The following is a 25,391-nucleotide window of genomic DNA, read 5'->3' on the forward strand; positions in this document are numbered from 1 at the left end:
CGGCGGACGGAAGCGTTCCGGGTTACGCGAGGACGCTCAGCAGCGCGCGGGCGCACAGGTCGCGCACCTGCGCGCGGCTCAACTCCCCCTCGCCGCGCAGCCACTCCAGGCAGACGGCGGTGGTGAAGGCGAGCCAGCCGCGCACCGCCAGGTGCACCCCGGGGGCCGCCTCGACGACCGGCCCGAACTCCGGGTCGGCGGCGAACGCGGCCAGGATCTGCCGCTCCTGCGCGGCCAGCGCCCGCTGGTAGACACGGCGCACGGCCTGGTCGCCGGCCGCGTCGGCGCGGTGGAAGGCGCGGAAGCCCTGGGCGTGGGTCTCGACATAGCCGAGGTAGGCGTCGAGGCCGGCGGTCAGCTGCTCGCGCACCGGCACCCCGGGCACGGCCGCCGTCATCCGCAGCATCCGCTCGCTCTCGCGCTCCACGACCGCGGCGAAGAAGTCCCGCTTGGTGGGGAAGTAGTGATACAGCAGCCCCCGCGAAACCCCCGCGATCTCGGCGACCCGCTCGATCCACACATCGTCGTAGGCGCTCTCCGAGAACAGCCTCGCGCCGACCGACAGCAACTGCTCACGGCGCTCTTCGGTACTGAGCCGGCGCCGGGCGCGCTCCTCCTCGTTCGCGGGCATGGCGTCACTTTACTTGACGCCGGTTCAACAACGGCACCACACTGAAACGCGTTATTGAACCCACGTCCAGCACGCGGGGCGGCGTCAACCATCCGCTGGATCAAGGGGGATCACGCCATGGCGGACACGACGAAGACCACGGGGAACCGGCCGCCGAAGGGCTTCCGGAGCGCCGAGCGGGGCTGGCCCGAACTGCATCGCATACCGCACCCGCCGCGCCGGCTGCCGCTGCTCGGCGATGTGCTCGGCGCCGACCGGCACCGCCCGCTCCAGGACTCCCTGCGCCACGCCCGCGCCCTGGGCCCGATCTACCGGCACCGGGCCTTCGGCAACGAGTTCGTGCTGGTGTGGGGGGCGCGGCTGGTCGCCGACCTCGCCGACGAGTCACGGTTCGCCAAGCACGTCGGCCTCGGCGTCGCCAACCTGCGCCCGGTGGCCGGGGACGGCCTGTTCACCGCCTACAACCACGAACCCAACTGGCAGCTGGCGCACGACGTCCTGGCACCCGGGTTCAGCCGGGAGGCCATGGAGGGCTACCACGGGATGATGCTGTCCGTGGCCGGCCGGCTCACCGACCACTGGGACCGGCGGCTGGCGGCCGGGCACCCGGTGGACGTGCCCGGCGACATGACCCGGCTGACCCTGGAGACGATCGCGCGGACCGGCTTCGGGCACGACTTCGGCTCCTTCGAGCGCGACCGCCCGCACCCCTTCGTCACCGCGATGGTCGGCACGCTCGCCTACGCCCAGCGGCTGAACACCGTCCCCGGACCGCTGGCCCCGCTGCTGCTGCGCTCCGCGGCCCGGCGCAACGCCGCCGACATGGCCTGCCTCGACCGCACCGTGGACGAACTGGTCGCGGCCCGGCGCCGGTCCGGGGACGGCGAGGGGGACCTGCTGGACCGCATGCTGGCCACCACGCACCCGGTGACCGGGGAGCGGCTGTCCTCCGAGAACGTCCGCAAGCAGGTGATCACGTTCCTGGTGGCGGGCCACGAGACCACCTCGGGTGCGCTCTCCTTCGCCCTGTACTACCTCGCCCGGCACCCGGAGATCGCCGCCCGGGCCCGCGCCGAGGTGGACCGCGTCTGGGGCGACGCCCCGCACCCCCGCTACGACCAGGTGGCCCGGCTGCGCTATGTGCGCCGGGTGCTGGACGAGTCGCTGCGGCTGTGGCCGACCGCGCCCGCCTTCGCCCGCGAGGCCCGGCACGACACGGTCCTCGCCGGGGAGCACCCGATGCGCCGGGGCGCGTGGGCCCTGGTGCTGACGCCGATGCTGCACCGCGCGCCGGAGGTGTGGGGCGCGGACCCCGAGCGCTTCGACCCGGACCGCTTCACCCCGGCGGCCGTGCGCGCCCGGCCGCCGCACACCTTCAAGCCGTTCGGCACCGGGGCGCGGGCCTGCATCGGCCGGCAGTTCGCCCTGCACGAGGCGACGCTGGTCCTCGGCCTGCTGCTGCGCCGCTACGACCTGCACCTCGACCCCGGCTACCGCCTGACCGTGGCCGAACGCCTGACGCTGATGCCGGAAGGGCTGCGGCTGCGGCTGGAACGACGGCGGCAGCGCCCCGGGGAAACGCGGGACGCCGCCGGCGGCGGCTCGGCCGCGCAGGCCCACCCGGACCGCGAGGCAGTCACGGACGACCGGCGGCAGGACCCGCACGGACCGGCCGGATCCCGGTCAGCCGGCCGCTGCCCAGTGCACCGGCCGGGTGACTGACGCGGGCAGCCGCGTGCCGGCGCTGCCCCGCGCGGCGTTCACCTGAGGCTGGGTGAGGAAGAACGCCCCGGTCAGGTCGGCGTCGGTGAGGTCGGCGTCCCGCAGGTCGGCGCCGATCAGATCCGCGCCGCGCAGATCGGCCCCGGTGAGGTCGGCCGCGATGAGGTACGCGCCGCGCAGGCTCGCCCCGCGCAGATCGGCGCCCCTGAGCCGGGCGCCGATCAGGTCCGCGCCCCGCCGGTCCTTGCCCTTGCCCTTCCGCTTGCCCTTTTCGGGGGCGCCGGCCCGGACCAGTTCGCTGGTGCGCAGCAGGAGCACGTTGACCTCCTGCCGGTGCGCGGCCACGTCCAGCGCGGCCAGCTCCCCGGGGCTCTGCCGGGTGAGCGCCTCGGTCCGCTCCAGCGCCCGCCGCAGCTCGGGGTGGACGGGCGCGGCGGCGGGCAGGCCCAGCGCCTCGGTGAGGTACCACAGCAGTTCGTGCAGCTGCCGGACGACCGGGAACACGTCGGACATCCGGCGCACGTCGTCCTTCGGTCCGGTACGCCAGTCCCGGCCGCCGAAGGTGACCTGGGACACCTTCTGCCCGGCGCCGAAGCAGTCGTAGACCGTGCAGCCGGAGAAGCCCCGCTCCCGCAGGCGGGCGTGGATGCCGCAGCGGTGGTCGTCCCGGAGGTTCGAGCAGGCGGTGCCCGCGGGCTTGTCCACCGCGAAGTCGGCGGAGCGGGCGAAGGGCAGGGCGACACAGCACAGTCCGAAGCACTGGGCGCAGTCGCCGCGCAGGTCGGCGAGGTCGGTTGTCTGGTCCGGCATGGGGACCAGCCTACTGACCTGCGAAAGCGCCCGGTGCGCCGCGGGCCGGGCCGCCCGTCACACCTCGTCGCGGACCAGGTCCAGCAGCCGGTCCAGGACCCGGGGTGCCGTGCGCAGGCCGTCGTGCTCGTACTCGTTGGTGACCCAGGGGCGCAGGCCGCGGATCGCGGCCGCGGTCTGCAGGGAGTGGCCGGCGTCGACGAACATGTCGTCGTGGTAGACGGCCGCGGCGACGGGCACCTCGTTGGCGGCGAGGCGGGCCGGGTCGTACAGCGGGCCCCAGTCGGTGCGGGCGGCGAGCAGGCCGGCGGTCTCGCGCAGGGGCCGCAGGGCCGGGTCGGTCTCGAACATCCAGGGGTGGACGGTCTCCCCGGTGAAGAGCACCGGGCCGTCCCCGGCGAGCGCCTTGGCCGCGTCGAACTGCGGGAACTCGGCACGGACGCGTTCGGCGGCCCAGGCGGTGGGGCGGGCGTCCTGGCCGTAGATCGTCTCGTGGACCAGGGCGTAGAGGGGGTTGGCGGCGTACGACAGCAGGGTCTGCGCCTGTTCCCGGAAGGCGTCCGACAGCTCCGTGCCGGACGGGGTGCGCGCGAAGGCGTCCTCCAGCAGGTGGTGCAGGCGGTGGCTGCCGTCGCCCGTGCCGAGCATCAGGCCGAGGGACTGGAAGGCCTCGACGGTGAGGCGGTAGCCGTTCGGCAGGACCACGTCGTGGGTGAGGAGGTGGTCGGCGATCCGGCGGGCCGCCGCCACGTCCTGCGGGTAACGGTCGTAGTGGGCGGCGACCTTGCGCTCGATGCGCGGGTAGGCGGCCCGGTAGACGTCGTCGGCGTGGGCGTGCAGGGAGGGCAGTCCGCCGGTGACGAGCGCGGTGCGCACGCCCTCGGGGGCCAGCGAGAGGTACGTCACCGTGCAGAAGCCGCCGTAGCTCTGGCCGAGCACGGTCCACGGGGCGCCGCCGGTGAGCCGGGGGCGGATGGCCTCGCAGTCGCGGACGATGGAGTCGGCGCGGAAGCGGGTGAGGTAGTCGGCCTGGGCGGCGGGGCCGCCGCGCAGCGGGAGCGTCTGCCGGGTGGCGGGGGTGGAGCGGCCGGTGCCGCGCTGGTCGAGCAGCAGGACGCGGTACTCCTTCAGGGCCCGGTCCAGCCAGGACTGGCGCCCGACGAAGCGGTGCGCCCCGAAACCGGGGCCGCCCGTGAGGTACAGCAGCCAGGGCAGGTCCTGCCCGGCCTTGTCGCTCGCCACCGCCTCGCGGGCGTACAGCTCGATGGTCTCGCCCCCGGGGTCGGCGTGGTCGAGGGGCACGGTGAAGTGGTGGTCGGTGAGGACGACACCGGGCTGGCGGTAGCTGAGGCTCAACGGGTCTCCCGGGACGGGCGGATGCGGACGCGTCCCAGTTCAGCACACGGGCGCGCGCGGGCCGGCGCCCGGGATCACCGCCGGCCGGCTAACGCGGCGGTCAGCGGGCGACGAGGCTGGAGCGGCGCACCACCAGCTCCGGCTGGAGCACCACCCGGCGGTGCTCGTGGGCCCGTTCGCCCCGTTCGGTCTCCTCCAGCAGCAGTTCGGCGGCGAGGGCGCCGAGGGTGACGGCGGGCTGGCGCACGGAGGTGAGGGGGACGGCCGCCGCGGCGGCGAACTCGATGTCGTCGTAGCCCACGATCGCCAGGTCGTCGGGGACGGTGACGCCCGCCGCGTACATGGCCTGGAGCAGGCCGAGGGCGAGCAGGTCGTTGGCGCAGAAGACGGCGGTGGGGCGGTCGGCGAGGCCGAGCAGGCGGGCGCCCGCGTCCCGGCCCGCGGCCACGTCGAGGCGGTCGGTGGGCAGTTCGCGCAGCGCCCCGGGGCCGAGCCCGGCCTCGGCGAGGGCGGACAGCGCGCCGGTGCGCCGGTCCCGGACCTGGTTGAGCCCGGGCGGGCCGCTGACGTAGGCGATCGAGCGGTGCCCGGCGTCCACCAGGTGGCGCACCGCGAGCGCGCCGCCCGCGACGTCGTCCACCGACACCGAGCACTCGGTGGTGCCCTCGGCGACCCGGTCGACCAGCACGAACGGGATGCCGTGCCGGCGGAAGGCGGCGATGTTGCGGCCGGTGGCGTCGGCCGGGGTGAGCAGCACGCCCCGGACCCGCTGTTCGGCGAAGAGCGAGAGGTACTCGGCCTCCTCGGCCGCGTCCTGGGCGCTGTTGCACACCATCACGCCGAGCCCGGCCTCCCGGGCCGCCCGTTCGGCGCCGCGGGCCACGTCCACGAAGAACGGGTTGCCCATGTCGAGCACGAGCAGGCCCATGATCCGGCTGCGGCCCGCGCGCAGCTGGCGCGCCGACTCGCTGCGGACGTAGCCGAGCCGGTCGATCGCGGACAGCACCCGCGCCCGGGTCTCGCCCGCGACGGTGTCCGGGCGGTTGATGACGTTGGAGACCGTGCCCACCGACACTCCGGCGGCGCGGGCGACGTCCTTGATACCCACCGGCTGGGCCATCGGGCTTCGGACCTCCAGGGACGGGATGCGGCGGGACGAGCCTCAGATTACCGCCGGGCCGGCGGGGCGGAGCCGGCCACGTGCGGCGGCGAGGGCTTCCGGCCGGCGCACTTCTCCCGGTACGGGAACGGCAGGACGTGGCCCGCCGCGATCCGGGTCCCGTCGGCCATCACCTCGCCGAACGCGTCGGGCCCCGCGCCGTCGGACAGCGGGGTCCGGCCCGGGTACCCGCAGGCCGCCGGGTCGGCGATCCGGCCGCGGGGGGACCGGCCCGGTCGGCGGGGGTCTCGCCGGCGCGGCTGCGGTCAGGCCAGGTGGAACACTTCGGTGAGCGGTCGCACGGCCTCGTCGGGCCGTGCGCCGTCCAGGGACTCGAAGAAGGGCGCCATCTCCTTCTGCCAGCGGGCGTTGACCCCGGTGGCGGCCATGCCGGCCCGGGCGGCGGCGAAGTCCTCGGTCTCCAGGTAGCCGACCAGCAGGCCGTCCTCGCGCAGGAACAGCGAGTAGTTGTGCCAGCCGGTCTCCGACAGGGCGTCGAGCATCTCCGGCCAGACGGCCGCGTGCCGCGCCCGGTACTCGTCGAGCCGGTCCGCCCGGACCTTCGGCAGGAAGCACACGCGCTGCATGGACTCGCTCCCGTCCTCTCGGAAGTCGTGCCGAGGGTGCATCCGCCCCGGTGAAAGGTTTCAAGTAAATCGCCGGGACGCCGGGCACCGCAACCGCGCCTCGTCGACGCGCCCGTACCGAGAAACTTTCGACCAGGAAGGCGGCGCAGGGGTCGCGGGTTCGAGGTCGGCCGGAGCGCTTGACACCCCTGGTGGCGGCCCCTAGCTTGCCATTCTGAATCGTTTCACACACTCAGTCCGTCGCACGCCGACCTCCCCGGGAGCCCCGAAGTGACCGACCTCGCCGCGGTGAAGGCCGCGCTCAAGTCCCAGGCCGTCGAGACGCCGTCGTGGGCGTACGGGAACTCGGGCACCCGGTTCAAGGTGTTCGCGCAGGCGGGGGTGCCGCGCTCGCCGTGGGAGAAGCTCCAGGACGCGGCGCGGGTGCACGAGTTCACCGGGGTGGCGCCCTCGGTCGCCCTGCACATCCCCTGGGACACGGTGGAGGACTACGCGGCGCTCGCGAAGTACGCCGGGGAGCGGGGGGTGCGACTGGGCACGGTCAACTCCAACACCTTCCAGGACGACGACTACCGGCTGGGCAGCATCTGCCACCCGGACGCGGCGGTGCGCCGCAAGGCGGTGGACCACCTGCTGCGCTGCGTCGACATCATGGACGCCACCGGGTCCCGCGACCTGAAGCTGTGGTTCGCGGACGGCACGAACTACCCCGGGCAGGACGACGTGCGGGCCCGCCAGGACCGGCTGGCCGAGGGCCTGGCCGAGGTGTACGCGCGGCTCGGGGACGGGCAGCGGATGCTGCTGGAGTACAAGCTCTTCGAGCCGGCGTTCTACTCGACGGACGTGCCGGACTGGGGAACCGCCTACGCCCACTGCCTCCGACTCGGCGACAGGGCCCGGGTGGTGGTGGACACCGGGCACCACGCGCCGGGCACGAACATCGAGTTCGTCGTCGCCACGCTGCTGAGGGAGGGCAGGCTCGGCGGGTTCGACTTCAACTCGCGGTTCTACGCCGACGACGACCTGATGGCGGGGGCGGCGGACCCGTTCCAGCTGTTCCGGATCATGTACGAGGTGGTGCGGGGCGGCGGGTTCACCCCGGACGTCGCGTTCATGCTCGACCAGTGCCACAACATCGAGCCGAAGATCCCGGCGGTCATCCGCTCGGTGATGAACGTCCAGGAGGCCACGGCGAAGGCACTGCTGGTGGACCGGGCCGCGCTGGCCGGGGCCCAGGCTTCGGGGGACGTGCTGGGAGCCAACGCGGTGTTGATGGACGCGTACGACACGGATGTGCGGCCGTTGCTCCGCGAGGTGCGCGAGGACATGGGGCTGGACCCCGACCCGATGGCCGCGTACGCCCGGTCCGGATGGGCCGAGCGGATCGTCGCCGAGCGGGTCGGGGGCGAGCAGGCCGGCTGGGGGGCGTGAGGCGTCTGCCGCCGGAGCGCCGTCGCGGGTCCCGTCGTGGCCTCCCACGCAGTTCCCCGCGCCCCTTTGGACACCCACCTCCTTCCGGAAGGAACCCGTACGCATGACCACCCATCCCGAAGTGGCCGCCCTCCTCGCTCGCTCGCACCGGCTCGGCTCCGACCCACGCAACACCAACTACGCCGGCGGGAACGCCTCCGCGAAGGGCGTCACCACCGATCCCGTCACCGGCGGCGAGGTGGAGCTGATGTGGGTGAAGGGGTCCGGGGGCGACCTCGGGACGCTCACCGAGGGCGGGCTCGCCGTGTTGCGGCTGGACCGGCTGCGGGCGCTCGCCGGCGTCTACCCGGGTGCGGAGCGCGAGGACGATATGGTCGGGGCGTTCGACTACTGCCTGCACGGCAGGGGCGGGGCCGCGCCCTCCATCGACACCGCCATGCACGCCCTGGTGGACGCCCCGCACGTGGACCACCTGCACCCGGACTCCGGGATCGCGCTCGCCTGCGCGGCCGACGGGGAGAAGCTGACCGCCGAATGCTTCGGGGACCGCGTGGTGTGGGTGCCGTGGCGGCGGCCCGGGTTCCGGCTCGGGCTGGACATCGCCGCGGTCAGGGCCGCCCACCCGCGGGCCGTCGGCTGCGTCCTCGGCGGGCACGGGATCACCGCCTGGGGCGACTCGTCCGAGGAGTGCGAGCGCAACTCGCTGTACATCATCCGCACCGCCGAGGCGTTCCTCGCCGAGCGCGGCAGGGCGGAGCCGTTCGGCCCGGTCGTCGCCGGGTACGAGGCGCTGCCCGAGGCCGAGCGCCGGGAGCGGGCCGCCGCCCTCGCGCCGTACGTCCGGGGCCTGGCCTCGCGGGACCGGCCGCAGGTGGGGCACTTCACCGACTCCGACGCCGTCCTGGACTTCCTGGCCCGTGCCGAGCACCCCCGGCTGGCCGCGCTCGGCACCTCCTGCCCCGATCACTTCCTGCGCACCAAGGTGCGGCCGCTGGTGCTGGACCTGCCGCCCACCGCGCCGCCGGCGGAAGCCGTCGCCCGGCTGGAGGAACTGCACGCCGCCTACCGGGAGGAGTACGCCGCCTACTACCGGCGGCACGCCCTGCCCGACTCCCCCGCCATGCGCGGCGCCGACCCGGCCGTCGTCCTGGTCCCGGGCGTCGGCATGTTCAGCTTCGGCAAGGACAAGCAGACCGCCCGGGTGGCCGGCGAGTTCTACGTCAACGCGATCAACGTGATGCGGGGCGCCGAGGCCGTCTCGTCGTACGCGCCCATCGAGGAGGCGGAGAAGTTCCGCATCGAGTACTGGGCGCTGGAGGAGGCCAAGCTCCGGCGGATGCCGGAGCCCAGGCCGCTCGCCACCCGCGTCGCGCTGGTGACGGGCGCGGGCAGCGGCATCGGCAGGGCCGTCGCGCACCGGCTGGCCGCGGAGGGCGCCTGTGTCGTCGTCGCCGACCTGGACGCCGGGGGCGCGGCGCGGGTCGCCGGGGAACTGGGCGGGCCGGACAAGGCCGTCGCCGTCACCGTGGACGTCACCTCCGAGGAGCAGATCGCCGCCGCGTTCCGGTCCGCGGCGCTCGCGTTCGGCGGGGTCGACCTCGTCGTCAACAACGCCGGGATCTCCGTCTCCAAGCCGCTGCTGGAGACCACCGCCCGGGACTGGGACCTCCAGCACGACATCATGGCCCGCGGCTCGTTCCTGGTGTCGCGGGAGGCGGCCCGGGTGATGACGGCGCAGGGACTGGGCGGTGACATCGTGTACGTCGTCTCGAAGAACGCCGTCTTCGCCGGGCCGAACAACATCGCCTACTCGTCCACCAAGGCCGACCAGGCCCATCAGGTGCGCCTGCTGGCGGCCGAGCTGGGCGAGCACGGGATCCGGGTGAACGGGGTCAACCCGGACGGTGTGGTGCGCGGCTCCGGGATCTTCGCCGGGGGCTGGGGCGCGCGGCGGGCCGCCGTGTACGGGGTGCCGGAGGAGGAGCTGGGCGAGTTCTACGCGCGGCGGACCCTGCTGAAGCGCGAGGTGCTGCCCGAGCACGTGGCGAACGCGGTGTTCGCGCTGACCGGCGGGGACCTCACGCACACCACCGGGGCGCACCTCCCGGTCGACGCGGGCGTGGCGGCCGCGTTCCTGCGATGAGCACGGGGGTGAAGGCGTACGCGGCGGTCGACCTGGGCGCGTCCAGCGGGCGGGTCATGGTGGGCCGGGTGGGCCCGGACTCGGTGGAGCTGACCGAGGCGCACCGGTTCCCGAACCGGCCGGTGCGCCTCCCGGAGGGGCTGCGCTGGGACGTCCTCGCGCTGTACGGGGGCGTCCTGGACGGTCTGCGGGCGGCGGGCGCGCACCGCGCGGACGGGACGCTCGCCTCCGTCGGCGTCGACGGCTGGGCGGTGGACTACGGCCTGCTGGACGCCGACGGGGCGCTGCTCGGCAACCCGGTCCATTACCGCGACGCCCGCACCGAGGGGGTCGCGGAGAAGGTGTGGGCGAGCGTCCCGGCGGCGGAGCTGTACGCGGCGACGGGCCTTCAGCACGCGCCGTTCAACACGCTCCACCAGCTCACGGCCGACCGCGCGAGCGCCCGGTTCGCGCACGCGGCGCGGGTGCTGCTCGTCCCGGACCTGCTGACGTACTGGCTCACCGGCGAGCAGGGCACCGAGCTGACCAACGCCTCCACCACCCAGCTCGTCGACCCGCGGACCCGGACCTGGGCGCACGGGGTCGCCGGCCGGCTGGGCATCGACCTCGCGCTGTTCGCGCCGCTGCGGCAGCCGGGCGATCCGGCCGGGACCCTGCTGCCCCGGGTGCTGGCGGAGACCGGGCTGCGCGGACCGGTGCCGGTGACGGCGGTCTGCTCGCACGACACCGCGTCGGCCGTGGTGGCCGTCCCGGCGGCCGGCGAGCGGTTCGCCTACATCTGCACCGGCACCTGGTCCCTGGCCGGCCTGGAGCTGTCGGCGCCGGTGCTCACCGAGGAGAGCCGGGCGGCGAACTTCACCAACGAGCTGGGGCTGGACGGCACGGTCCGCTACCTGCGCAACATCATGGGGCTGTGGCTGCTCCAGGAGTGCGTACGGGCCTGGGGGGAGCCGGATCTCGGGCTGCTGCTGCGGGAGGCGGCGGCCGTGCCGACGCTGCGGTCGGTGGTGGACGCGGGGGACGGGGCGTTCCTCGCGCCGGGCCGGATGCCGGAGCGGATCGCCGAGGCGTGCCGGGCCACGGGGCAGCCGGTGCCCGTGACCCGGGCCGAGGTGACCCGGTGCGTCCTTGACTCGCTGGCCCTCGCCCACCGGCGGGCCGTGCTGGACGCGGCCCGGCTGGCCGACCATCCGGTGGACGTGGTGTACCTGGTGGGCGGCGGCACCCGCAACGCGCTGCTGTGCCAGCTGACGGCCGACGCCTGCGGGCTGCCGGTCGTCGCGGGCGCGACCGAGGCGGCGGCGCTCGGCAACGTGCTGGTGCAGGCCCGCGCGCACGGACTCGCCGGCGATCTGCCCGCGCTGCGCCGGCTGCTCACCCGCACCCAGCCGCTCACCCGGTACACGCCGCGGGGGGACACCGAGCGGTGGCGGGCGGCCGGGGCCCGGCTCGCCGCGCGGTGAGCCGCCCTCTGCCCGCGGCCGTGCCCCGCCGACTACCCTGCACTGGTCCGATGATCCGTTCCCCCCGCCCGACGACCGGCACCGAGGAGCCGCGATGCGTGTCGCCCTGTTCCTGACCTGTGTCAACGACACGCTGTATCCGGACACGGGCCGGGCCGTGGTGAAGCTGCTGACGAGACTGGGTGTCGACGTCGACTTCCCGATGGGCCAGAGCTGCTGCGGACAGGCGCACTACAACACCGGTTACCGTCACGAGGCCGAGCCGCTGGCCCGGCACTTCTCCGATGTCTTCGGCGGCTACGAGGCGATCGTGACCCCGTCCGGGTCGTGCGGGGCGATGGTGCGGGAGCTGTACCCCCGGCTGGGCGAACGGGCCCGGGCCGAGGGGCGCGGGGACGGGCTCGCCCGGGCACTGGCGCCGGTGGTGCCGAGGACGTACGAGCTGACAGAGTTCCTGGTCGACGTGCTCGGGGTGACGGACGTGGGCGCCTGCTACCCGCACACGGTCACCTACCACCCCACCTGTCACGGGCTGCGCGGCCTCCGGCTCGGGGACCGCCCGCGCCGGCTGCTGGAGGCGGTGAAGGGGCTGGAACTGGTCGAGCTGCCGGGGGCCGAGGAGTGCTGCGGGTTCGGCGGCACGTTCGCGGTGAAGAACGCCGAGGTGTCGGCGGCGATGGGCGTGGACAAGGTGCGCAACGCGGAGTCGACGGGCGCCGAGGTGCTGTGCGCGGCCGACAACTCCTGCCTCATGCACATCGGCGGCACGACGAGCCGGCTGCGCAGCGGCGTGCGGCCGGTGCACATCGCGGAGATCCTGGCGAGCACGGAGGAGGAACCGGCGGTATGAGCGGCACGTTCGTCGGCATGCCGGCCTTCCCGAAGGCCGCGCGCGACGCCGTCCACAACCCCACGCTGCGCGGCAATCTGCGCCACGCCACGCACACCATCCGCGCCAAACGGGCCAGGGCCGTCGGCGAGTTGTCCGACTGGGCGGCGCTGCGCGAGGCGGGCCGGCGGATCAAGGACCACACCCTGCGCCACCTCGACCGGTACCTGCTGGAGCTGGAGGAGTCGGTCACCGCGGCCGGCGGTACGGTCCACTGGGCGGCGGACGCCGCGGAGGCCAACCGGATCGTCACCGAACTGGTCCGGGCCACCGGCGAGTCCGAGGTCGTCAAGGTCAAGTCGATGGCCACGCAGGAGATCGAGCTGAACGAGGCGCTCGCGGCGGCGGGCATCCGCGCCTACGAGACCGACCTCGCCGAGCTGATCGTGCAGTTGGGCAAGGACCGCCCCTCGCACATCCTCGTTCCCGCCATCCACCGCAACCGGGGCGAGATCCGGGAGATCTTCGCGCGCGAGATGGGCGAGTGGGGCCGGCCCGCGCCCGGGGACCTGACGGACACGCCCGCCGATCTCGCCGAGGCGGCCCGGCTGCACCTGCGGGAGAAGTTCCTGCGGGCGAAGGTCGGCATCTCCGGCGCCAACTTCATGGTCGCCGAGACCGGCACGCTCGTGGTCGTCGAGTCCGAGGGCAACGGCCGGATGTGCCTGACCCTGCCCGAGACGCTGATCTCGGTCGTGGGCATCGAGAAGGTCGTGCCCACCTGGCGGGACCTGGAGGTCTTCCTCCAGACCCTGCCCCGCTCCTCGACCGCCGAGCGCATGAACCCGTACACCAGCACGTGGACCGGGACCGCCGGCGGGGACGGCCCGCGCGCCTTCCACCTGGTGCTGCTCGACAACGGCCGCACCGACACCCTCGCCGACGCCGTCGGCCGCCAGGCGCTGCGCTGCATCCGCTGCTCGGCCTGCCTGAACGTGTGCCCGGTGTACGAGCGGGCGGGCGGACACGCCTACGGCTCGGTCTACCCGGGCCCCATCGGCGCCATCCTCAGCCCCCAGCTGCGCGGCACGGGCAGCGAGATCGACGCCTCCCTGCCGTACGCCTCGTCGCTGTGCGGGGCCTGCTACGAGGTGTGCCCGGTCGCCATCGACATCCCCGAGGTGCTGGTGCACCTGCGGGAGCGGGTGGTGCAGGGCGGTCCGGCGGTGCTGCGGGGCAACAAGGTGCTGCTGAAACCGGCGAAGGGGCACGCGGCCGAGCGGGCGGCGATGCGGGCGGCGCGCTGGGCGTTCGCCCACCCGGGGGCGCTGCGCGCGGGCCAGCGGCTGGCCTCCCGGACCCGCCGGCTGCACCCGCGGACCCTGCCGGGCCCGGGCCGGGCGTGGAGCGGCGCGCGGGATCTGCCGGCGGTTCCCCCGGAGCCCTTCCGGGACTGGTGGCAGCGCACGCGCGGCGGGAAGGACGGTGGCAGGTGAACGGCAGGGAACGGGTCCTGGGCCGGGTGCGGCGGGCCCTCGCGGACGTGACACCGGACGAGCGGCCCTACGCGCAGGCCGTGCCCCGGGAGTACCTGCGCGAGCACGGGCAGCGGACCGCCGAGGAGACGGTGGAGCTGCTGGCGGAGAACCTGGCGGACTACCGGGCGCTCGTGCACCGGGCCCATGCCGAGGAGTTGCCGACGCTCGTCATGCGGCTGCTCGCCGAGCACGGTTCCCAGGAGGTGCTGGTCCCGCCGGGCCTGCCGCCGGGGTGGCTGGCCGAAGCCGATCCTGTGCGGATCCACGACCGGGCTGCACTCACCGCCGCGCGGCTGGACCGGGTGGACAGCGTGGTGACCGGCTGCGCCGTGGCGATCGCCGAGACCGGCACGCTCGTGCTCGACGGCTCCCCGGACCAGGGCCGGCGCCGCGTCTCGCTGATCCCGGACCACCACATCTGTGTCGTCCGCGTCCCGGACCAGGTGGTCTCCTCCGTCCCCCAGGCCCTCGAACGCCTGGACCCGGCCCGTCCGCTGACCTGGATCTCGGGTCCGTCGGCCACCAGCGACATCGAGCTGGACCGGGTGGAGGGCGTGCACGGCCCCCGCACCCTGGAGGTGATCCTGCTCGGCTGACCGCCTGCGGTACGCGCGGTCCGCCGGTCGGGGCACGACGGGATGAGGCCCCGGACCGGCTGCCGTAGCGTGGGGGAATGATCCGGTTCGAGCAGGTCAGCAAGCGGTATCCGGACGGGACGACGGCCGTGGACGGCCTCTCCTTCGAGGTCGCCGAAGGCGAACTGGTGACGCTCGTCGGGCCGTCCGGGTGCGGCAAGACGACCACCATGATGATGGTGAACCGGCTCGTCGAACCGACCTCGGGCCGCATCCTCGTCGAGGGCCGGGACATCGCGTCCGTCGACCCGGTGCGGCTGCGCCGCCGCATCGGCTACGTCATCCAGCAGGTGGGCCTCTTCCCGCACCGCACCGTCCTGGAGAACACCGCGACCGTGCCCGCGCTGCTCGGCTGGAAGCGGGCGCGGGCCCGGGCCCGGGCGGCCGAGCTGCTGGATCTGGTGGGCCTGGACCCGGGGACGTACGGGCCGCGCTATCCCCACCAGCTGTCCGGCGGGCAGCGGCAGCGGGTCGGCGTGGCCCGCGCGCTGGCCGCCGATCCCCCGGTGCTGCTGATGGACGAGCCGTTCGGCGCGGTCGACCCGGTGGTGCGCGAGCAGTTGCAGGACGAGTTCCTGCGCATGCGGGCCGCGGTGCGCAAGACGGTGCTGCTGGTCACGCACGACATCGAGGAGGCCGTCCGGCTCGGCGACCGCATCGCCGTGTACGGGCAGGGCCGCATCGAACAGTTCGACACGCCCGGCGCGGTCCTCGGGGCGCCCGCCACGCCGTACGTCGCCTCCTTCGTGGGAGCCGACCGCGGGCTGAAGCGGCTGTCGGTCACCGCGATCGAACCGGACGACCTGGAGCAGCCGCCGGTGGCCCGCCCGGAGGAGCCCGCCGCGCGGGCCCGGGAGCGGCTCGGGACCGAGGGCGCCCGGTGGGCGGTGGTCCTGGACGCGGACGGCGGCCTGCACGGCTGGGTCGGCGTCGGGGAGCTGACGGCGGGCGGCACGGTCGGGGACGTGGCCCACCGGATGACCGCCCGGGTGCCGGTCGGGGCACCGCTGAAGCAGGCGTTCGGGGTGATGCTCCAGCACGACGCCGGGTGGGTCGCCGTGCTGGACGGGGCGCGGTTCCTCGGCGTGCTGACCCCGGCGAAGCTGCACGAGGCGCTGCGCCGCTCGGTGGACGCGGACGCGCGCGGGGTGACACGGCGGCAGGTGCCGTTCGACTCGGTGGCGGACGCCTGAGACGGGCTACTCCAGCAGGCCCTTGTCCCGGAGATAGGCGCGGGCCACGTCGGCGGGCAGCCGCCGCGCGCCGTCCACCTGCCGGTTCATCGCGGCCAGGTCGGCGGTGGTGAGCACGGCACCGAGCCGGCCGAGGGCCCTCGCCACCCGGGGGCCGCCCGCGCGGGCGCGGTTGACGACCGGGACGACGTGGTCGGCGTTCTGCAGCCGCTTGTCGTCGGCGAGCAGGACCAGGCCGAAGGAGCCGAGGGTGGCGTCGGTGGTGGTGGTCAGCACCATCTGGTCCCGGCCCTGCTGCACGGCCCGCTTGGCCTGGGTGGTGCCCACGCCCTTGGGGTCGATCCCGGTGAGGCGGATGCCGTACACCTTCCGCAGGCCCGGGGCGCAGTACGGCCGCCGGACGCACTCGTCGCCCGCCGCGAGCCGTACCGGCAGCCCGGCGGCGCCGAGGTCGCCGAGGGTCCTCAGGCGGTGCCGCCGGGCGTAGCCGGCGCTGACCGCGAAGGCGTTCTGGTCGACGGCCCGGCCCGGCGCGAGGACGGTCAGGCCGCGGGGCGTGGCGAGGGCGCGCAGCGCCTTCATCGTGGCGCCGAGGTCGGGCGAGCCCACCGGCGTCGCGTCGGCGCCGTGTGTCCTGGCGTTCAGCCAGTCGGCGAACGTGGCCGCGTACTCGGGTACGACGTCGATCCGGCCGCTCTCCAGGGCAGGTTCGTACAGTTCCCGGTTGGCGACGGTGAGCAAGGAGGTCCGGTACCCGGCGTCGTCGAGCAGCCGGGCGTACAGCTGGGCGAGCAGGTCGCTCTCGGTGAAACCGGCCGAGCCGATGGTCAGGCTGCGGCTGTCACCGGGCGCGGCGGTGACCCGGCCCCGGTCCTCCAGGGCGGGGCCGGTGGCACAGGCGCCGAGGGGGAGCAGGGCGAGGAGGGCGAGGGCGGTGAGCGCGGCACGGGCGGGTGTGCCGGGGCGTCTCATGGCGGGCCGCCTCCCGCCCGGGCCGGCGCGAGCCGCTCGGCGAGTGCGAAGGCGCCCTCCACCACGAGGGCGAAGGCGGCGACGAGGAACGCGCCCGCGACCACCTGGGGGGTGCTGGCGAGGTTGAAGCCGGCCGTGATGATCCGGCCGAGTCCGCCGCCGCCCGCGAGCGCGGCGAGGGTGGCGGTGGCGACGAGCTGGACGGCGGCGATGCGGACCCCGTTCAGCAGCAGGGGCAGCGAGAGGGGCAGTTCCACGCGGAGCAGCAGCTGCCGGCCGGTCATCCCCATGCCCCGGGCGGCCCGGACCACACCGCGGTCGACCTCGCGCACGCCGACGTAGGCGTTGGTGAGCAGCGGCGGTACGGCGAACAGGACGAGGGCGATCACGGTGGGTCCCTCGCCCCACCGCCCGACGGGGGTCAGCAGGAGCAGCACCAGGACGGCGAAGGTGGGGACGGCCCGGCCGGCGTTGGCCAGGTTCACGGCGAGCGCGCCGCCCCTGCCGAGGTGGCCGAGGACGAGCGCGACGGGCAGGGCGATCGCGCAGCCGAGGAGCAGACAGACGACGGTGAGCGCCAGGTGCTGGAGCAGCCGGTGCCGGATGCCGTCCTCGCCGGGCCAGTGCGCGGGGTCGGTGAGCCAGTCCCAGGCGGCGGCGAGGGTGCTCACGCGCGGGCCGTCCTGGTCCAGGGGGTGAGCAGCCGCAGCGCGCCCAGCAGGAGCAGGTCGGCGGCGACGGCGATCAGCACGCACAGCACGGACGCGGTGAGCACCTGTGCCTTGAAGTAGCTGTTCATGCCCGCGTAGATGAGGTTGCCGAGGCCGCCGTAGCCGACGATCGCGCCGACCGTGGCGAGGGAGACCGCCGAGACGGTCGCGATGCGCAGGCCCGCCATCGCGGCGGGCAGCGCGAGCGGCAGCTCCACGGCGAGCAGCAGGCGGACGGGGCCGTAGCCGAGGCCGCGCGCGGCCTGCCGGGTCTCCTCCGGGACGGCGCGCAGGCCCGCGAGGACGTTGCGTACGAGCACGGTGAGCGAGTACAGCGCCAGCCCGGCGACGACGAGGGTGGCCGACAGGCCGTACAGGGGCAGGAGGAGGGAGTACATGGCCAGCGACGGGATGGTGTACAGGATCGTCGTCACGGCCAGCACGGGACCGGCCGCCCGGCCCCGGCGGGCCAGCACCGCGAGCGGCACCGCGATGACCAGGCCGATGGCCACCGACAGGAACGTCAGCCGGAGGTGCTCGCCGACCGCGTCGAGCAGGATCTGCCGGCGGGTGCTCAGATAGGCCCCGCAGATCCACTCGTTGCGCGTGAGGCAGTCGTCCGGGAGCGGGATCACGCCTCCATTGCAGCGGGCGGGGCGGACGGGGGCGCGCCGGAGTGGGCCGGACGGGGGTGCGGGCGTGGTCGGCGCGGCCGATCGCCGGGGACCGTGGCGCGAGGGCTGAACAAGCGCTTAGATAGGGCCGGAACGTTTCCCTGGGGGTCCGCTCCCGGGACCGCACTGCTCCCGACCCGCCGGAGGCCCCCGTTGTTCACGTCCGTCGACGACGTCTCAGCCCGCCTCGCCGAGACCGGCTACCTCGCCTCGCGCGCCGTCGCCACGACCGTGTTCCTCGCCGCCCGGCTGGGCAAGCCGCTGCTGGTGGAGGGGCCCGCCGGGGTCGGCAAGACCGAGCTGGCCAAGGCCGTCGCCGAGGTGGCCGGCGCCCGGCTGGTACGGCTCCAGTGCTACGAGGGCGTGGACGAGTCCCGGGCCCTGTACGAGTGGAACCACGCCAAGCAGCTGCTGCGCATCTCCGCCGGGCGCGGCGAGAGCTGGGACGAGACCCGCGGCGACATCTTCGGCGAGGAGTTCCTGCTCCCCCGCCCCCTGCTGACCGCCATCCGCGGTGACGAGCCGACGGTGCTGCTCATCGACGAGACCGACAAGGCCGACGTCGAGATGGAGGGGCTGCTGCTGGAGGTGCTCGGCGACTTCCAGATCACGGTCCCCGAACTGGGCACGGTCACCGCGACCCGCCGCCCGTTCGTCGTCCTCACCTCCAACGCCGGCCGGGAGCTGTCGGAGGCGCTGCGCCGCCGCTGCCTGTTCCTGCACATCGGGTTCCCGGAGGAGGAGCTGGAGCGGCGGATCGTACGGCTGAAGGTGCCCGGACTCGGCGAGGCGCTGACCGCGTCGGTGGTGCGGGTGGCCGGGGCGCTGCGCGCGATGGACCTGCGCAAGGCGCCGTCCGTGGCCGAGACCGTCGACTGGGCGCGCACCCTGCTGGCCCTGGGCGCCGGCACCCTGGACGAGGAGGTCGTACGGGACACCCTCGGGGTGATCCTCAAGCACCAGGACGACATCCACAAGGCGGCGGCCACGCTGGACCTGGACGCGCTGTGACCGCCGTCGCCGACCGGATCACGGGCCTGGTCGCGGCGCTGCGCGCGCACGGGGTGCGGATCGGCACCGGGGAGACGGTGGACGCGGCGCGCGCGGCGGCCGTACTGGGCCTCGCGGACCGGGAGCTGCTGCGCGAGGGCCTGGCCGCGACACTGCTGCACGGCCCCGGCCAACGGGCCCTGTTCGACTCGGTCTTCGACCTGTACTTCCCGCGCGGTGTGGGCGGCCCGGGGGCCGCTTCCGGCGACCGGGACGAGCTGCGCGACCGGCTCGCCGGGGCACTGGCCGACGACGACCGGGCGCTGCTGGCCCGGCTGGCGGCGGAGGCGGTCGACGGGTTCGGCGGATACGGGGGTTCGGCGGGCTCGGACGGCTGGTCGGCGTACCAGACCCTGGAACGGCTGCGCCCGCAGACCCTGCTGGCCCGGGTACGGGCCGACGTCCGGGGCCGGGGCGGCGGCACGGGCGGGGCGCCGGACTTCGCGGACCGGCTGCTGGACGACGAGATCCGGCGCCGCATCGAGGAGTTTGGGCGGCTGGTCGGGGCGGAGGCCCGGCGCCGGGTGGCGGAGCGGCGCGGGCGGGACGAGATCGCCCGGCGGGGCGTCGGACCGACCGCCGACCGGATCGACTTCCTGTCCGCGGGCCGCGACCAGCTCGCCGAACTGCGCAGGACCGTCCGGCCGCTCGCGCGCAAGCTCGCCACCCGGCTCGCCGCGCGCCGCCGCCGGGCCGCGCGCGGCACCGTCGACCTGCGCCGCACCCTGCGCTCCTCGCTGTCCACGGGCGGGGTGCCGATGCGGCCGGTACTGCGCCGGCGCCGCCCGGTCCGCCCCGAACTGGTGCTGCTGTGCGACGTGTCCGGCTCGGTGTCCGGGTTCTCGGACTTCACCATGCTCCTCGTCCAGGCGCTGCACGAGGAGTTCTCCAAGGTGCGCGTGTTCGCCTTCGTCAACCGGCTGGACGAGGTCACCGGCCTGCTCGGCCGCGGCCGCGCCGACCCCGACGGGCTCGGCGCCCGCATCCGCGCCGAGGCCACGCTCACCGGCTGGCACGGCAGCAGCGACTACGGCATGGCGCTGGGCGAGTTCGCCGAGCGCTACGGCGCCGCGGTCGGCCCGCGCACGACGGTGTTCGTCCTCGGTGACGCCCGGACGAACATGAGCGACCCCAACCTGTCCGCCGTACGGGACATCGCCCGGCGGGCCCGGCGCGTCCACTGGCTGAACCCCGAGCCGCGCGACCGCTGGGGCACCGGCGACTCGGCCGCGCCCGCCTACGCCGGCCTGGTCGAGATGCACGAGTGCCGCACGGCCCGGCAGCTCGGGGCACTGATCGCCCGGTTGCTGCCGGTGTGAGGCCGGTGCCCGGGGCGTGCCCGCCCGGGTGGGTGACGGCGGGCGTCCGGCCGTGATCGACTGGCCGCGGCGGCCGGCCACCCCGGCGCCCCGCCCGCCGATCACCGACCCGAGGACTTGCGATGAGCCAGCACCCGCCCGTGCCGCTGGGCACCTTCCCGACCCCCGCCGAACCGGCGCCCCGGCTGGCCGTCGCGCTGGGGCTGGGGCCGGAGGACCTCTGGGTCAAGCGGGACGACCTGACCGGCCTGGGCGGCGGCGGGAACAAGATCCGCAAGCTGGAGTGGACGGTGGGCGCGGCGCTCGCCGAGGGCGCGGACACCCTGGTGACGACCGGCGCCCCGCAGAGCAACCACGCCCGGCTGACCGCCGCCGCGGGCGCCCGGCTGGGGCTGGACGTCGTCCTCGTCCTGCGCGGCTCCCCGGGCGGCTCGCGCTCCGGCAACCTCGCCCTCGACGGGCTGTTCGGGGCGCGGCTCGCCTGGGCCGGCGAGCTGGACCGGGCCGGGCTGGACGCGGCGGCCGACGACGTGTGCGCACGGCTTCGGGCCGCCGGCGCGCGACCCGCGCTGATCCCCTTCGGCGGGTCCAGCACCCTGGCGGCCCGGGGGTACGCGGGCTGCGGGGCGGAACTGCGCGAACAGGTGCCCCGGCTGCGCACGGCGGTGGTCGCGCTCGGCTCGGGCGGCACCATGGCGGGGCTGGTCGCGGCCCTGGGCAGCGGGTCGGTGCTCGGCGTCGACGTGGGCGCGCTGGCCGACCCGGCGGCGGCGGTGGCCGGGTTCGCCGCGCCGCTCACGGACGAGGCGGTCACGCCGGAGGGGCTGCGGGTGCGCCGGGACCAGGTGGGCGCCGGGTACGCGGCCCTGACCGGCCCGGTGCGGGAGGCGCTGCTGCTCGCCGCCCGCACCGAGGGCCTGGTCCTGGACCCGGTCTACACGGGCCGGGCCCTGGCCGGTCTCCGCGCGGCCGTCGAGGACGGCGACATCCGCCCGGGCGAGAGGACGGTCCTCCTCCACACCGGCGGCCTGCCCGGCCTGTTCGGCCACCCGACGACGGTGGCGTTCGCGGAGGAGGGGGCGACGGACTTCGGGGGGTGAGTCCGGGCGGGGGCCATCGGGGGCGCCTTCCGGATCGCCGTGGCGCAGGGACCTCAGGGTGGGAGTCGCCTTCCGGGGCGCCGTCGGGTAGGGGCCGGCGGCCCACCGGGCGCCCGTGCCCGCGCTCGCCCCCGCAGGAACGCGCGGGCGCGCGGCCGCGGGAAAAATTCTTCGGTCGCGACCCGCAACCTCGCCCGGGGTCGGACGTCTGTCGGGGTGGAGGCCTCCACTTCGACCAGATGTCCGACCCGAGCCATCGAAGGAACACATGTCCGCACACCGTGCCCCGCGCCCACACCGCACACACCGGCTGCGCGCCGCCCTGGGGGTCTCCGCCGTAGGCGCGGCCCTGGCCGTCGCCGGCGCCATGACCGCGCAGGCGGCCCAGGACGACGCCCCGGCCCCTTCCCCTGTCCGCCACGGCCACGCCACCGCACCGGCTCCGGTCCCGGCGGACGGCGGGGCGGGGACTCCGGCCCCGGTACCGCCGGCTCGCACCGGGACCCCGTCCCCGGTGCCGTCCCCGGTCCGCACGGAAACCCCCGCCCCGGTGCCCCCGCCGACGGGAACGCCGCGCCCCGTACCGGCCACTCCCTCCCCCGTACCGTCCGAGGCCACTCCCTCCCCCGTACCGTCCGAGGCCACCCCCTCCCCCGTACCGTCCGCGGCCACCCCCTCCCCCGCCCCGGGGTCGGCCCATCCGGCACCCGTTCCGCCCCGTCACCACCGTCCCGCCACGCCGGCGCCGGTTCCGCAGCAGTACTGAGGCAGGTCCGGTGCGGGGAGCCGTCGCGCGGCGGCTGTCCGCACCGGCACCCGGCACCGGGAGATCCATGACGACAGCGACACCACCGGCCACGGTCCTGCCCTGGGCACGCGCCGGCACCCCGAAGCCCTCCGCGTCCTGGCGGCGGTTCGGCCACGCGGTACGGACCCGCGTCCTCGCCCGCGCCCCCATGAGGACGGCACCGGCCGTCACCACCGGGCCCCGGGCCGGGACGGCGACCGGTGCCGCCGGGGCCGGGAACCCGCCGGGCATCGAGGAGTTGTACCACCACCGCCGGCTGTCCCTGGTGCGCCTCGCGCTCCTGCTGGTGGACGATCTGCCCACGGCCGAGGACGTCGTCCAGGACGCGTTCACCGCGCTGTTCCGGCGGTACGGCCACCGGCTCGCGGCACTCGACGACCCGGAGGCGTATCTGCGGACCAGTGTCGTGAACGCGGCCCGCTCCGTGCTGCGCCGCCGCAGGACCGTACGGGCGCACACCCCGGCGCCCGAGGGGCACGCGCCCGCCCCGGAGGAGGACGTGCTGCTGCACGAGGACCACCGGGAGGTGCTGGCGGCTCTGCGCACGCTGACCCGGCGGCAGCGGGAGGTGCTGGTGCTGCGCTACTGGTCGCATCTGACCGAGGCCGAGATCGCGGCGACGCTCGGCCTGTCGCGCGGCACCGTCAAGTCCACGGCCAGCAGGGCCCTGGACGCGCTGGGCCGGCGTCTGGAGGGACTGCGATGAACGAGTCCGGTACGGGCACCACGGCGACGCCGGTCGAGGAACGGCTGCGAGCCGCCCTGGCCGCGCGTGCGCACGCCGTCGGCCCGGCCGACCTGCGGCCGCTGTCCCCGCCGGCCGGGCCGGCGCGGTCACGGCGCACGCCGGTGCGCCGGGTGGTGGTGGGCGCGCTGGCCCTGGCCGCCGTGGCCGCGCTGGTGTTCCTCACGACGCGCGCCGGAGATCCGGAGCCGACCCGACCGGCCCACTCCCCCCGCCCGAGCCCGCACCCGACGGCGGGCACCCCGTCCCCGGTCCCGACCCCGGCGCCCGCCACCCCGGCGGTCCCCACACCGAGGGCCGCCCTCCCCTGAACGCACCACGCTCCGCCCGCCGCCGACGGGACGCGGTCCGCAGGGTCCAGGTGCCGTCCGTGACCGGGGCGGGCGGCCGAAGAGGGTGGACGCGCATGAGCCCCGGCACGCGCCGCCGCTCGTCCGACGCGACAGCCGTCCGCGGCCGCGGGCGGGCGCTCCGGGCAGCCCGTCGGCCCGTCATGCCTCGCGGACGAGATGACGCCGCGCGGCCTCGACGAAGTGGGCGACCAGCCGGTTGGTGTCGCCCCGGCGCGTGGCGACGACGACCTGGCAGGGGTCGACGCCCTCGACGGGGACGGTGACCACGTCCTCCCTCAGCGAGCGGCGGCGGCCGCCGGCCGGGACGAGGGCGACGGCCCGGCCGGCGGCGACGGCCTCCAGCTTGTCCTCGAACGTGTCGACGAGCAGCGGCGCCGGGCCGCCGTCCAGGCGGGGGCCGGGCCGCCGGAACCCGGACCGCACCGCGGCCGACCCGGCACACGCCACCAGGGGCTCGTCGGCGAAGTCCCCCGGCGTGACGGACTCCTTGCCGGCGAGGCGGTGGAAGGCGGGTACGAGGAGGGCCCGGGGTTCGTCGCGGAGCACGGTCGTCTCCAGGCCGTCGCCCGGGATCGGCAGCGGTGTCCGTACGACGAGCGCGTCCACCCGGCCGTCGGTCAGGGCACGGGCCTCGTCCCGGTCGAGGCGCCGGGCGCGGACGTGGGCGTCGGGGTGCCGGCGCCGCAGGTCCCGGACCGCCGGGGTGATCACGAGGTCCTCGACGTATCCGACGGTGATCGCGCGCGGCGGCGCGGCGGCGCGGACGGCGGCGACGGCCTGCCGGGCGTGGCCCACCAGCGCCTGGGCCCGCGGGAGGAAGGCCGCACCGGCCGCGGTGAGCAGGCTGCCCCGGGTGGTGCGTTCCAGCAGGCGCACTCCGAGGGCGTCCTCCAGCCGCTGGATCTGCCGGCTCAGGGACGGCTGGGCGACACGCAACTCCGCGGCGGCGCGGGCGAAGTTGAGGTGTTCGGCGACGACCGTGAAGTAGCGCACCAGTCTCAGATCGAGGTCCGGGCCGGGGCCGGGCTCCGGAGGGGACGCGGCGGTGTCAGACACGACCCCAGCCTACGCGCCGCCCGTTGTACCCCTGCCGCCTCACGAGGCACGGCGCCACCAGGCCGCGCCGGCGCCCCGCGGAGCCGGCTCGGCGAACAAGCGGTCGCGGTCCGCGCCGACGCGGGATCACCGGCCGGCATCGAGACGCCGGCCGAACGGATGAGGCCCCGAACCCGGCACGCTCCCCACCCCGTTCGCCCACACGGGTCCCAACGGTTCGGGCGCGACAGTTCGCCGGGCGGGCGTCGCACGAGGGTGCCGGCCGCAGCGGAGGCCGTGGGGCGCCGGCGACCGTCGCGGTGGTCCGCTCGCGGACGTCCTCGCCGAGCGCGGGCACGGTCCCGAAGGAGCCGAACGCCATGTCCGGGCATCCGCGCGAGGGCAGGCCGGCCGTCGTCCTGCGGCGGCACCGGCCGACGAGCACCGGGAGGTGTCCACCGGCTCACCGCACGCATCCGGCGCCTGACCCTCGCGGGGTCCGCTCGATCCGGAGAACGGGAACGGTCACGGCACCGGCAGGCCGCCGTCAGCCCGTGTTGTCGCGGATGCGTGCCAGGAGGACCCGCAACTGCTCCCGCTCCCGCGCGTCCAGCGTCGCCGTGGCCTCGGCGAGGGCGAGGCGGTCGGTCTCCTCCGCCTCGCGGTGGCAGCGCAGCCCCTCCTCGGTGAGCCGCAGCAGGAACGCGCGCCGGTCCGTGGGGTGGCGTACCCGCTCCACCAGGCCGTCGCGTTCCAGGCTGTCCACGATCGTGGTGGTGGTGCGGGCCGCGATGCCCGCCATCTCGCCGAGGTCCCGCATCCGCAGCGGCTCCCGCGCCCGGGCGAGCATGCGCAGGGCGCGCAGCCGGGCCACCGACGCGCCCTTCTCCCGCAGCCGGGCCTCCACGAACTGCCGTAGCCGGTTGGTCGTCTCGTACAGCTCGTCGATGAGGATGTCGCTGCTGCCGTGCACTGCCATGGTGTCCAGTCTCTCCTGTCCCGCGCGGCCGGGGCCATCGCACCTCGCCCCGAGCTGCCCGGTGACGGTCCGCCAGGCCCTGTCCCGCACCGTGCACGCCGAAAGCCATATGCTGAGCAACGACATAGTGCGTATGCTCAGCATATGCG

At 75.5% G+C, this 25,391-nt stretch carries 23 protein-coding genes; 13 read left to right on the forward strand and 10 right to left on the reverse strand.

Going from position 1 to position 25,391, the window contains the following annotated elements; all coding sequences use genetic code 11:
• Positions 1 to 22: 22 nt before the first annotated feature.
• Positions 23 to 631, reverse strand: coding sequence for a TetR/AcrR family transcriptional regulator (locus ACZ63H_RS27220; protein WP_469869353.1), 609 nt, complete (start codon positions 629 to 631; stop codon positions 23 to 25).
• A 117-nt stretch (positions 632 to 748) separates the two neighbouring features.
• Between ACZ63H_RS27220 and ACZ63H_RS27225 the strand changes: the two genes are divergently transcribed.
• Positions 749 to 2,353 (forward strand): cytochrome P450, encoded by a 1,605-nt coding sequence (locus tag ACZ63H_RS27225; protein ID WP_469869355.1) that lies wholly within the window; start codon positions 749 to 751, stop codon positions 2,351 to 2,353.
• Here the strand turns inward: ACZ63H_RS27225 and ACZ63H_RS27230 are convergent.
• The 4 genes from ACZ63H_RS27230 to ACZ63H_RS27245 all read right to left on the reverse strand — a co-directional run bounded on the left by ACZ63H_RS27230 (position 2,315) and on the right by ACZ63H_RS27245 (position 6,265).
• A complete protein-coding gene (locus tag ACZ63H_RS27230) occupies positions 2,315 to 3,163 on the reverse strand; it encodes a pentapeptide repeat-containing protein (RefSeq protein ID WP_469869357.1) in 849 nt (282 codons plus the stop codon). The genes ACZ63H_RS27225 and ACZ63H_RS27230 overlap by 39 nt on opposite strands.
• Before the next feature lie 57 nt (positions 3,164 to 3,220).
• Entirely contained in the window at positions 3,221 to 4,519 is a 1,299-nt protein-coding gene (locus ACZ63H_RS27235; protein WP_469869359.1) for an alpha/beta fold hydrolase, read from the reverse strand.
• Between the two features lie 100 nt (positions 4,520 to 4,619).
• The gene (locus ACZ63H_RS27240; RefSeq protein ID WP_469869361.1) at positions 4,620 to 5,639 is read right to left on the reverse strand and encodes a LacI family DNA-binding transcriptional regulator; all 1,020 of its coding nucleotides are present in this window, start codon (positions 5,637 to 5,639) and stop codon (positions 4,620 to 4,622) included.
• Positions 5,640 to 5,944: 305 nt separating this feature from the next.
• Complete coding sequence (locus ACZ63H_RS27245) at positions 5,945 to 6,265, reverse strand: L-rhamnose mutarotase (protein WP_469869363.1); 321 nt, start codon at positions 6,263 to 6,265, stop codon at positions 5,945 to 5,947.
• A 270-nt stretch (positions 6,266 to 6,535) separates the two neighbouring features.
• Here ACZ63H_RS27245 and rhaI point away from each other — a divergent pair, with 270 nt between their 5' ends.
• The 7 genes from rhaI to ACZ63H_RS27280 all read left to right on the forward strand — a co-directional run bounded on the left by rhaI (position 6,536) and on the right by ACZ63H_RS27280 (position 15,497).
• On the forward strand, positions 6,536 to 7,696 hold the full coding sequence (gene rhaI / locus ACZ63H_RS27250; RefSeq protein WP_469869365.1) for an L-rhamnose isomerase: 1,161 nt from the start codon (positions 6,536 to 6,538) through the stop codon (positions 7,694 to 7,696).
• A 103-nt stretch (positions 7,697 to 7,799) separates the two neighbouring features.
• Positions 7,800 to 9,839 (forward strand): bifunctional aldolase/short-chain dehydrogenase, encoded by a 2,040-nt coding sequence (locus ACZ63H_RS27255; protein ID WP_469869367.1) that lies wholly within the window; start codon positions 7,800 to 7,802, stop codon positions 9,837 to 9,839.
• The gene (locus ACZ63H_RS27260; RefSeq protein WP_469869369.1) at positions 9,836 to 11,302 is read left to right on the forward strand and encodes a rhamnulokinase; all 1,467 of its coding nucleotides are present in this window, start codon (positions 9,836 to 9,838) and stop codon (positions 11,300 to 11,302) included. Before ACZ63H_RS27255 ends, ACZ63H_RS27260 begins: the two co-directional genes overlap by 4 nt.
• A 94-nt stretch (positions 11,303 to 11,396) precedes the next feature.
• Positions 11,397 to 12,152 carry a (Fe-S)-binding protein gene (locus ACZ63H_RS27265; RefSeq protein WP_469869371.1) on the forward strand — a complete coding sequence of 252 codons (756 nt, stop codon included), beginning with the start codon at positions 11,397 to 11,399 and terminating at the stop codon, positions 12,150 to 12,152.
• Entirely contained in the window at positions 12,149 to 13,627 is a 1,479-nt protein-coding gene (locus ACZ63H_RS27270; RefSeq protein WP_469869373.1) for a lactate utilization protein B, read from the forward strand. Before ACZ63H_RS27265 ends, ACZ63H_RS27270 begins: the two co-directional genes overlap by 4 nt.
• Complete coding sequence (locus tag ACZ63H_RS27275; RefSeq protein WP_469869375.1) at positions 13,624 to 14,265, forward strand: LutC/YkgG family protein; 642 nt, start codon at positions 13,624 to 13,626, stop codon at positions 14,263 to 14,265. The genes ACZ63H_RS27270 and ACZ63H_RS27275 overlap by 4 nt, the downstream gene beginning before the upstream one ends.
• Before the next feature lie 77 nt (positions 14,266 to 14,342).
• The gene (locus tag ACZ63H_RS27280; protein ID WP_469869377.1) at positions 14,343 to 15,497 is read left to right on the forward strand and encodes an ATP-binding cassette domain-containing protein; all 1,155 of its coding nucleotides are present in this window, start codon (positions 14,343 to 14,345) and stop codon (positions 15,495 to 15,497) included.
• A 6-nt stretch (positions 15,498 to 15,503) separates the two neighbouring features.
• Here ACZ63H_RS27280 and ACZ63H_RS27285 read toward each other — a convergent pair whose 3' ends face one another.
• The 3 genes from ACZ63H_RS27285 to ACZ63H_RS27295 are packed head-to-tail and all read right to left on the reverse strand — an operon-like array spanning position 15,504 to position 17,814.
• On the reverse strand, positions 15,504 to 16,469 hold the full coding sequence (locus ACZ63H_RS27285) for an ABC transporter substrate-binding protein (RefSeq protein ID WP_469869379.1): 966 nt from the start codon (positions 16,467 to 16,469) through the stop codon (positions 15,504 to 15,506).
• Entirely contained in the window at positions 16,466 to 17,140 is a 675-nt protein-coding gene (locus ACZ63H_RS27290; RefSeq protein WP_469869381.1) for an ABC transporter permease, read from the reverse strand. Before ACZ63H_RS27290 ends, ACZ63H_RS27285 begins: the two co-directional genes overlap by 4 nt.
• The gene (locus ACZ63H_RS27295) at positions 17,137 to 17,814 is read right to left on the reverse strand and encodes an ABC transporter permease (RefSeq protein WP_469869383.1); all 678 of its coding nucleotides are present in this window, start codon (positions 17,812 to 17,814) and stop codon (positions 17,137 to 17,139) included. The genes ACZ63H_RS27290 and ACZ63H_RS27295 overlap by 4 nt, the downstream gene beginning before the upstream one ends.
• Positions 17,815 to 18,006: 192 nt before the next feature.
• Here ACZ63H_RS27295 and ACZ63H_RS27300 point away from each other — a divergent pair, with 192 nt between their 5' ends.
• The 5 genes from ACZ63H_RS27300 (at position 18,007) to ACZ63H_RS27320 (ending at position 23,186) form a co-directional block, all read left to right on the forward strand.
• Positions 18,007 to 18,864, forward strand: a complete 858-nt coding sequence (locus ACZ63H_RS27300; protein WP_469869385.1) for an AAA family ATPase — start codon at positions 18,007 to 18,009, stop codon at positions 18,862 to 18,864.
• Positions 18,861 to 20,222 (forward strand): VWA domain-containing protein, encoded by a 1,362-nt coding sequence (locus ACZ63H_RS27305; protein WP_469869387.1) that lies wholly within the window; start codon positions 18,861 to 18,863, stop codon positions 20,220 to 20,222. Before ACZ63H_RS27300 ends, ACZ63H_RS27305 begins: the two co-directional genes overlap by 4 nt.
• A 122-nt stretch (positions 20,223 to 20,344) precedes the next feature.
• Positions 20,345 to 21,322 (forward strand): D-cysteine desulfhydrase family protein, encoded by a 978-nt coding sequence (locus ACZ63H_RS27310; protein WP_469869389.1) that lies wholly within the window; start codon positions 20,345 to 20,347, stop codon positions 21,320 to 21,322.
• An 833-nt stretch (positions 21,323 to 22,155) separates the two neighbouring features.
• The gene (locus ACZ63H_RS27315) at positions 22,156 to 22,836 is read left to right on the forward strand and encodes an RNA polymerase sigma factor (RefSeq protein WP_469869391.1); all 681 of its coding nucleotides are present in this window, start codon (positions 22,156 to 22,158) and stop codon (positions 22,834 to 22,836) included.
• Positions 22,833 to 23,186, forward strand: a complete 354-nt coding sequence (locus ACZ63H_RS27320; RefSeq protein WP_469869393.1) for a hypothetical protein — start codon at positions 22,833 to 22,835, stop codon at positions 23,184 to 23,186. Before ACZ63H_RS27315 ends, ACZ63H_RS27320 begins: the two co-directional genes overlap by 4 nt.
• A 180-nt stretch (positions 23,187 to 23,366) precedes the next feature.
• Here ACZ63H_RS27320 and ACZ63H_RS27325 read toward each other — a convergent pair whose 3' ends face one another.
• Together ACZ63H_RS27325 and ACZ63H_RS27330 are read right to left on the reverse strand one after the other, a co-directional pair.
• Positions 23,367 to 24,284, reverse strand: a complete 918-nt coding sequence (locus tag ACZ63H_RS27325; protein ID WP_469869395.1) for a LysR family transcriptional regulator — start codon at positions 24,282 to 24,284, stop codon at positions 23,367 to 23,369.
• A gap of 526 nt (positions 24,285 to 24,810) precedes the next feature.
• Positions 24,811 to 25,242: a MarR family winged helix-turn-helix transcriptional regulator gene (locus ACZ63H_RS27330; RefSeq protein WP_469869397.1), complete on the reverse strand. Its 432-nt coding sequence runs from the start codon at positions 25,240 to 25,242 to the stop codon at positions 24,811 to 24,813.
• Positions 25,243 to 25,391: the final 149 nt, after the last annotated feature.

The organism is Streptomyces sp. NPDC104831, assembly GCF_055583025.1.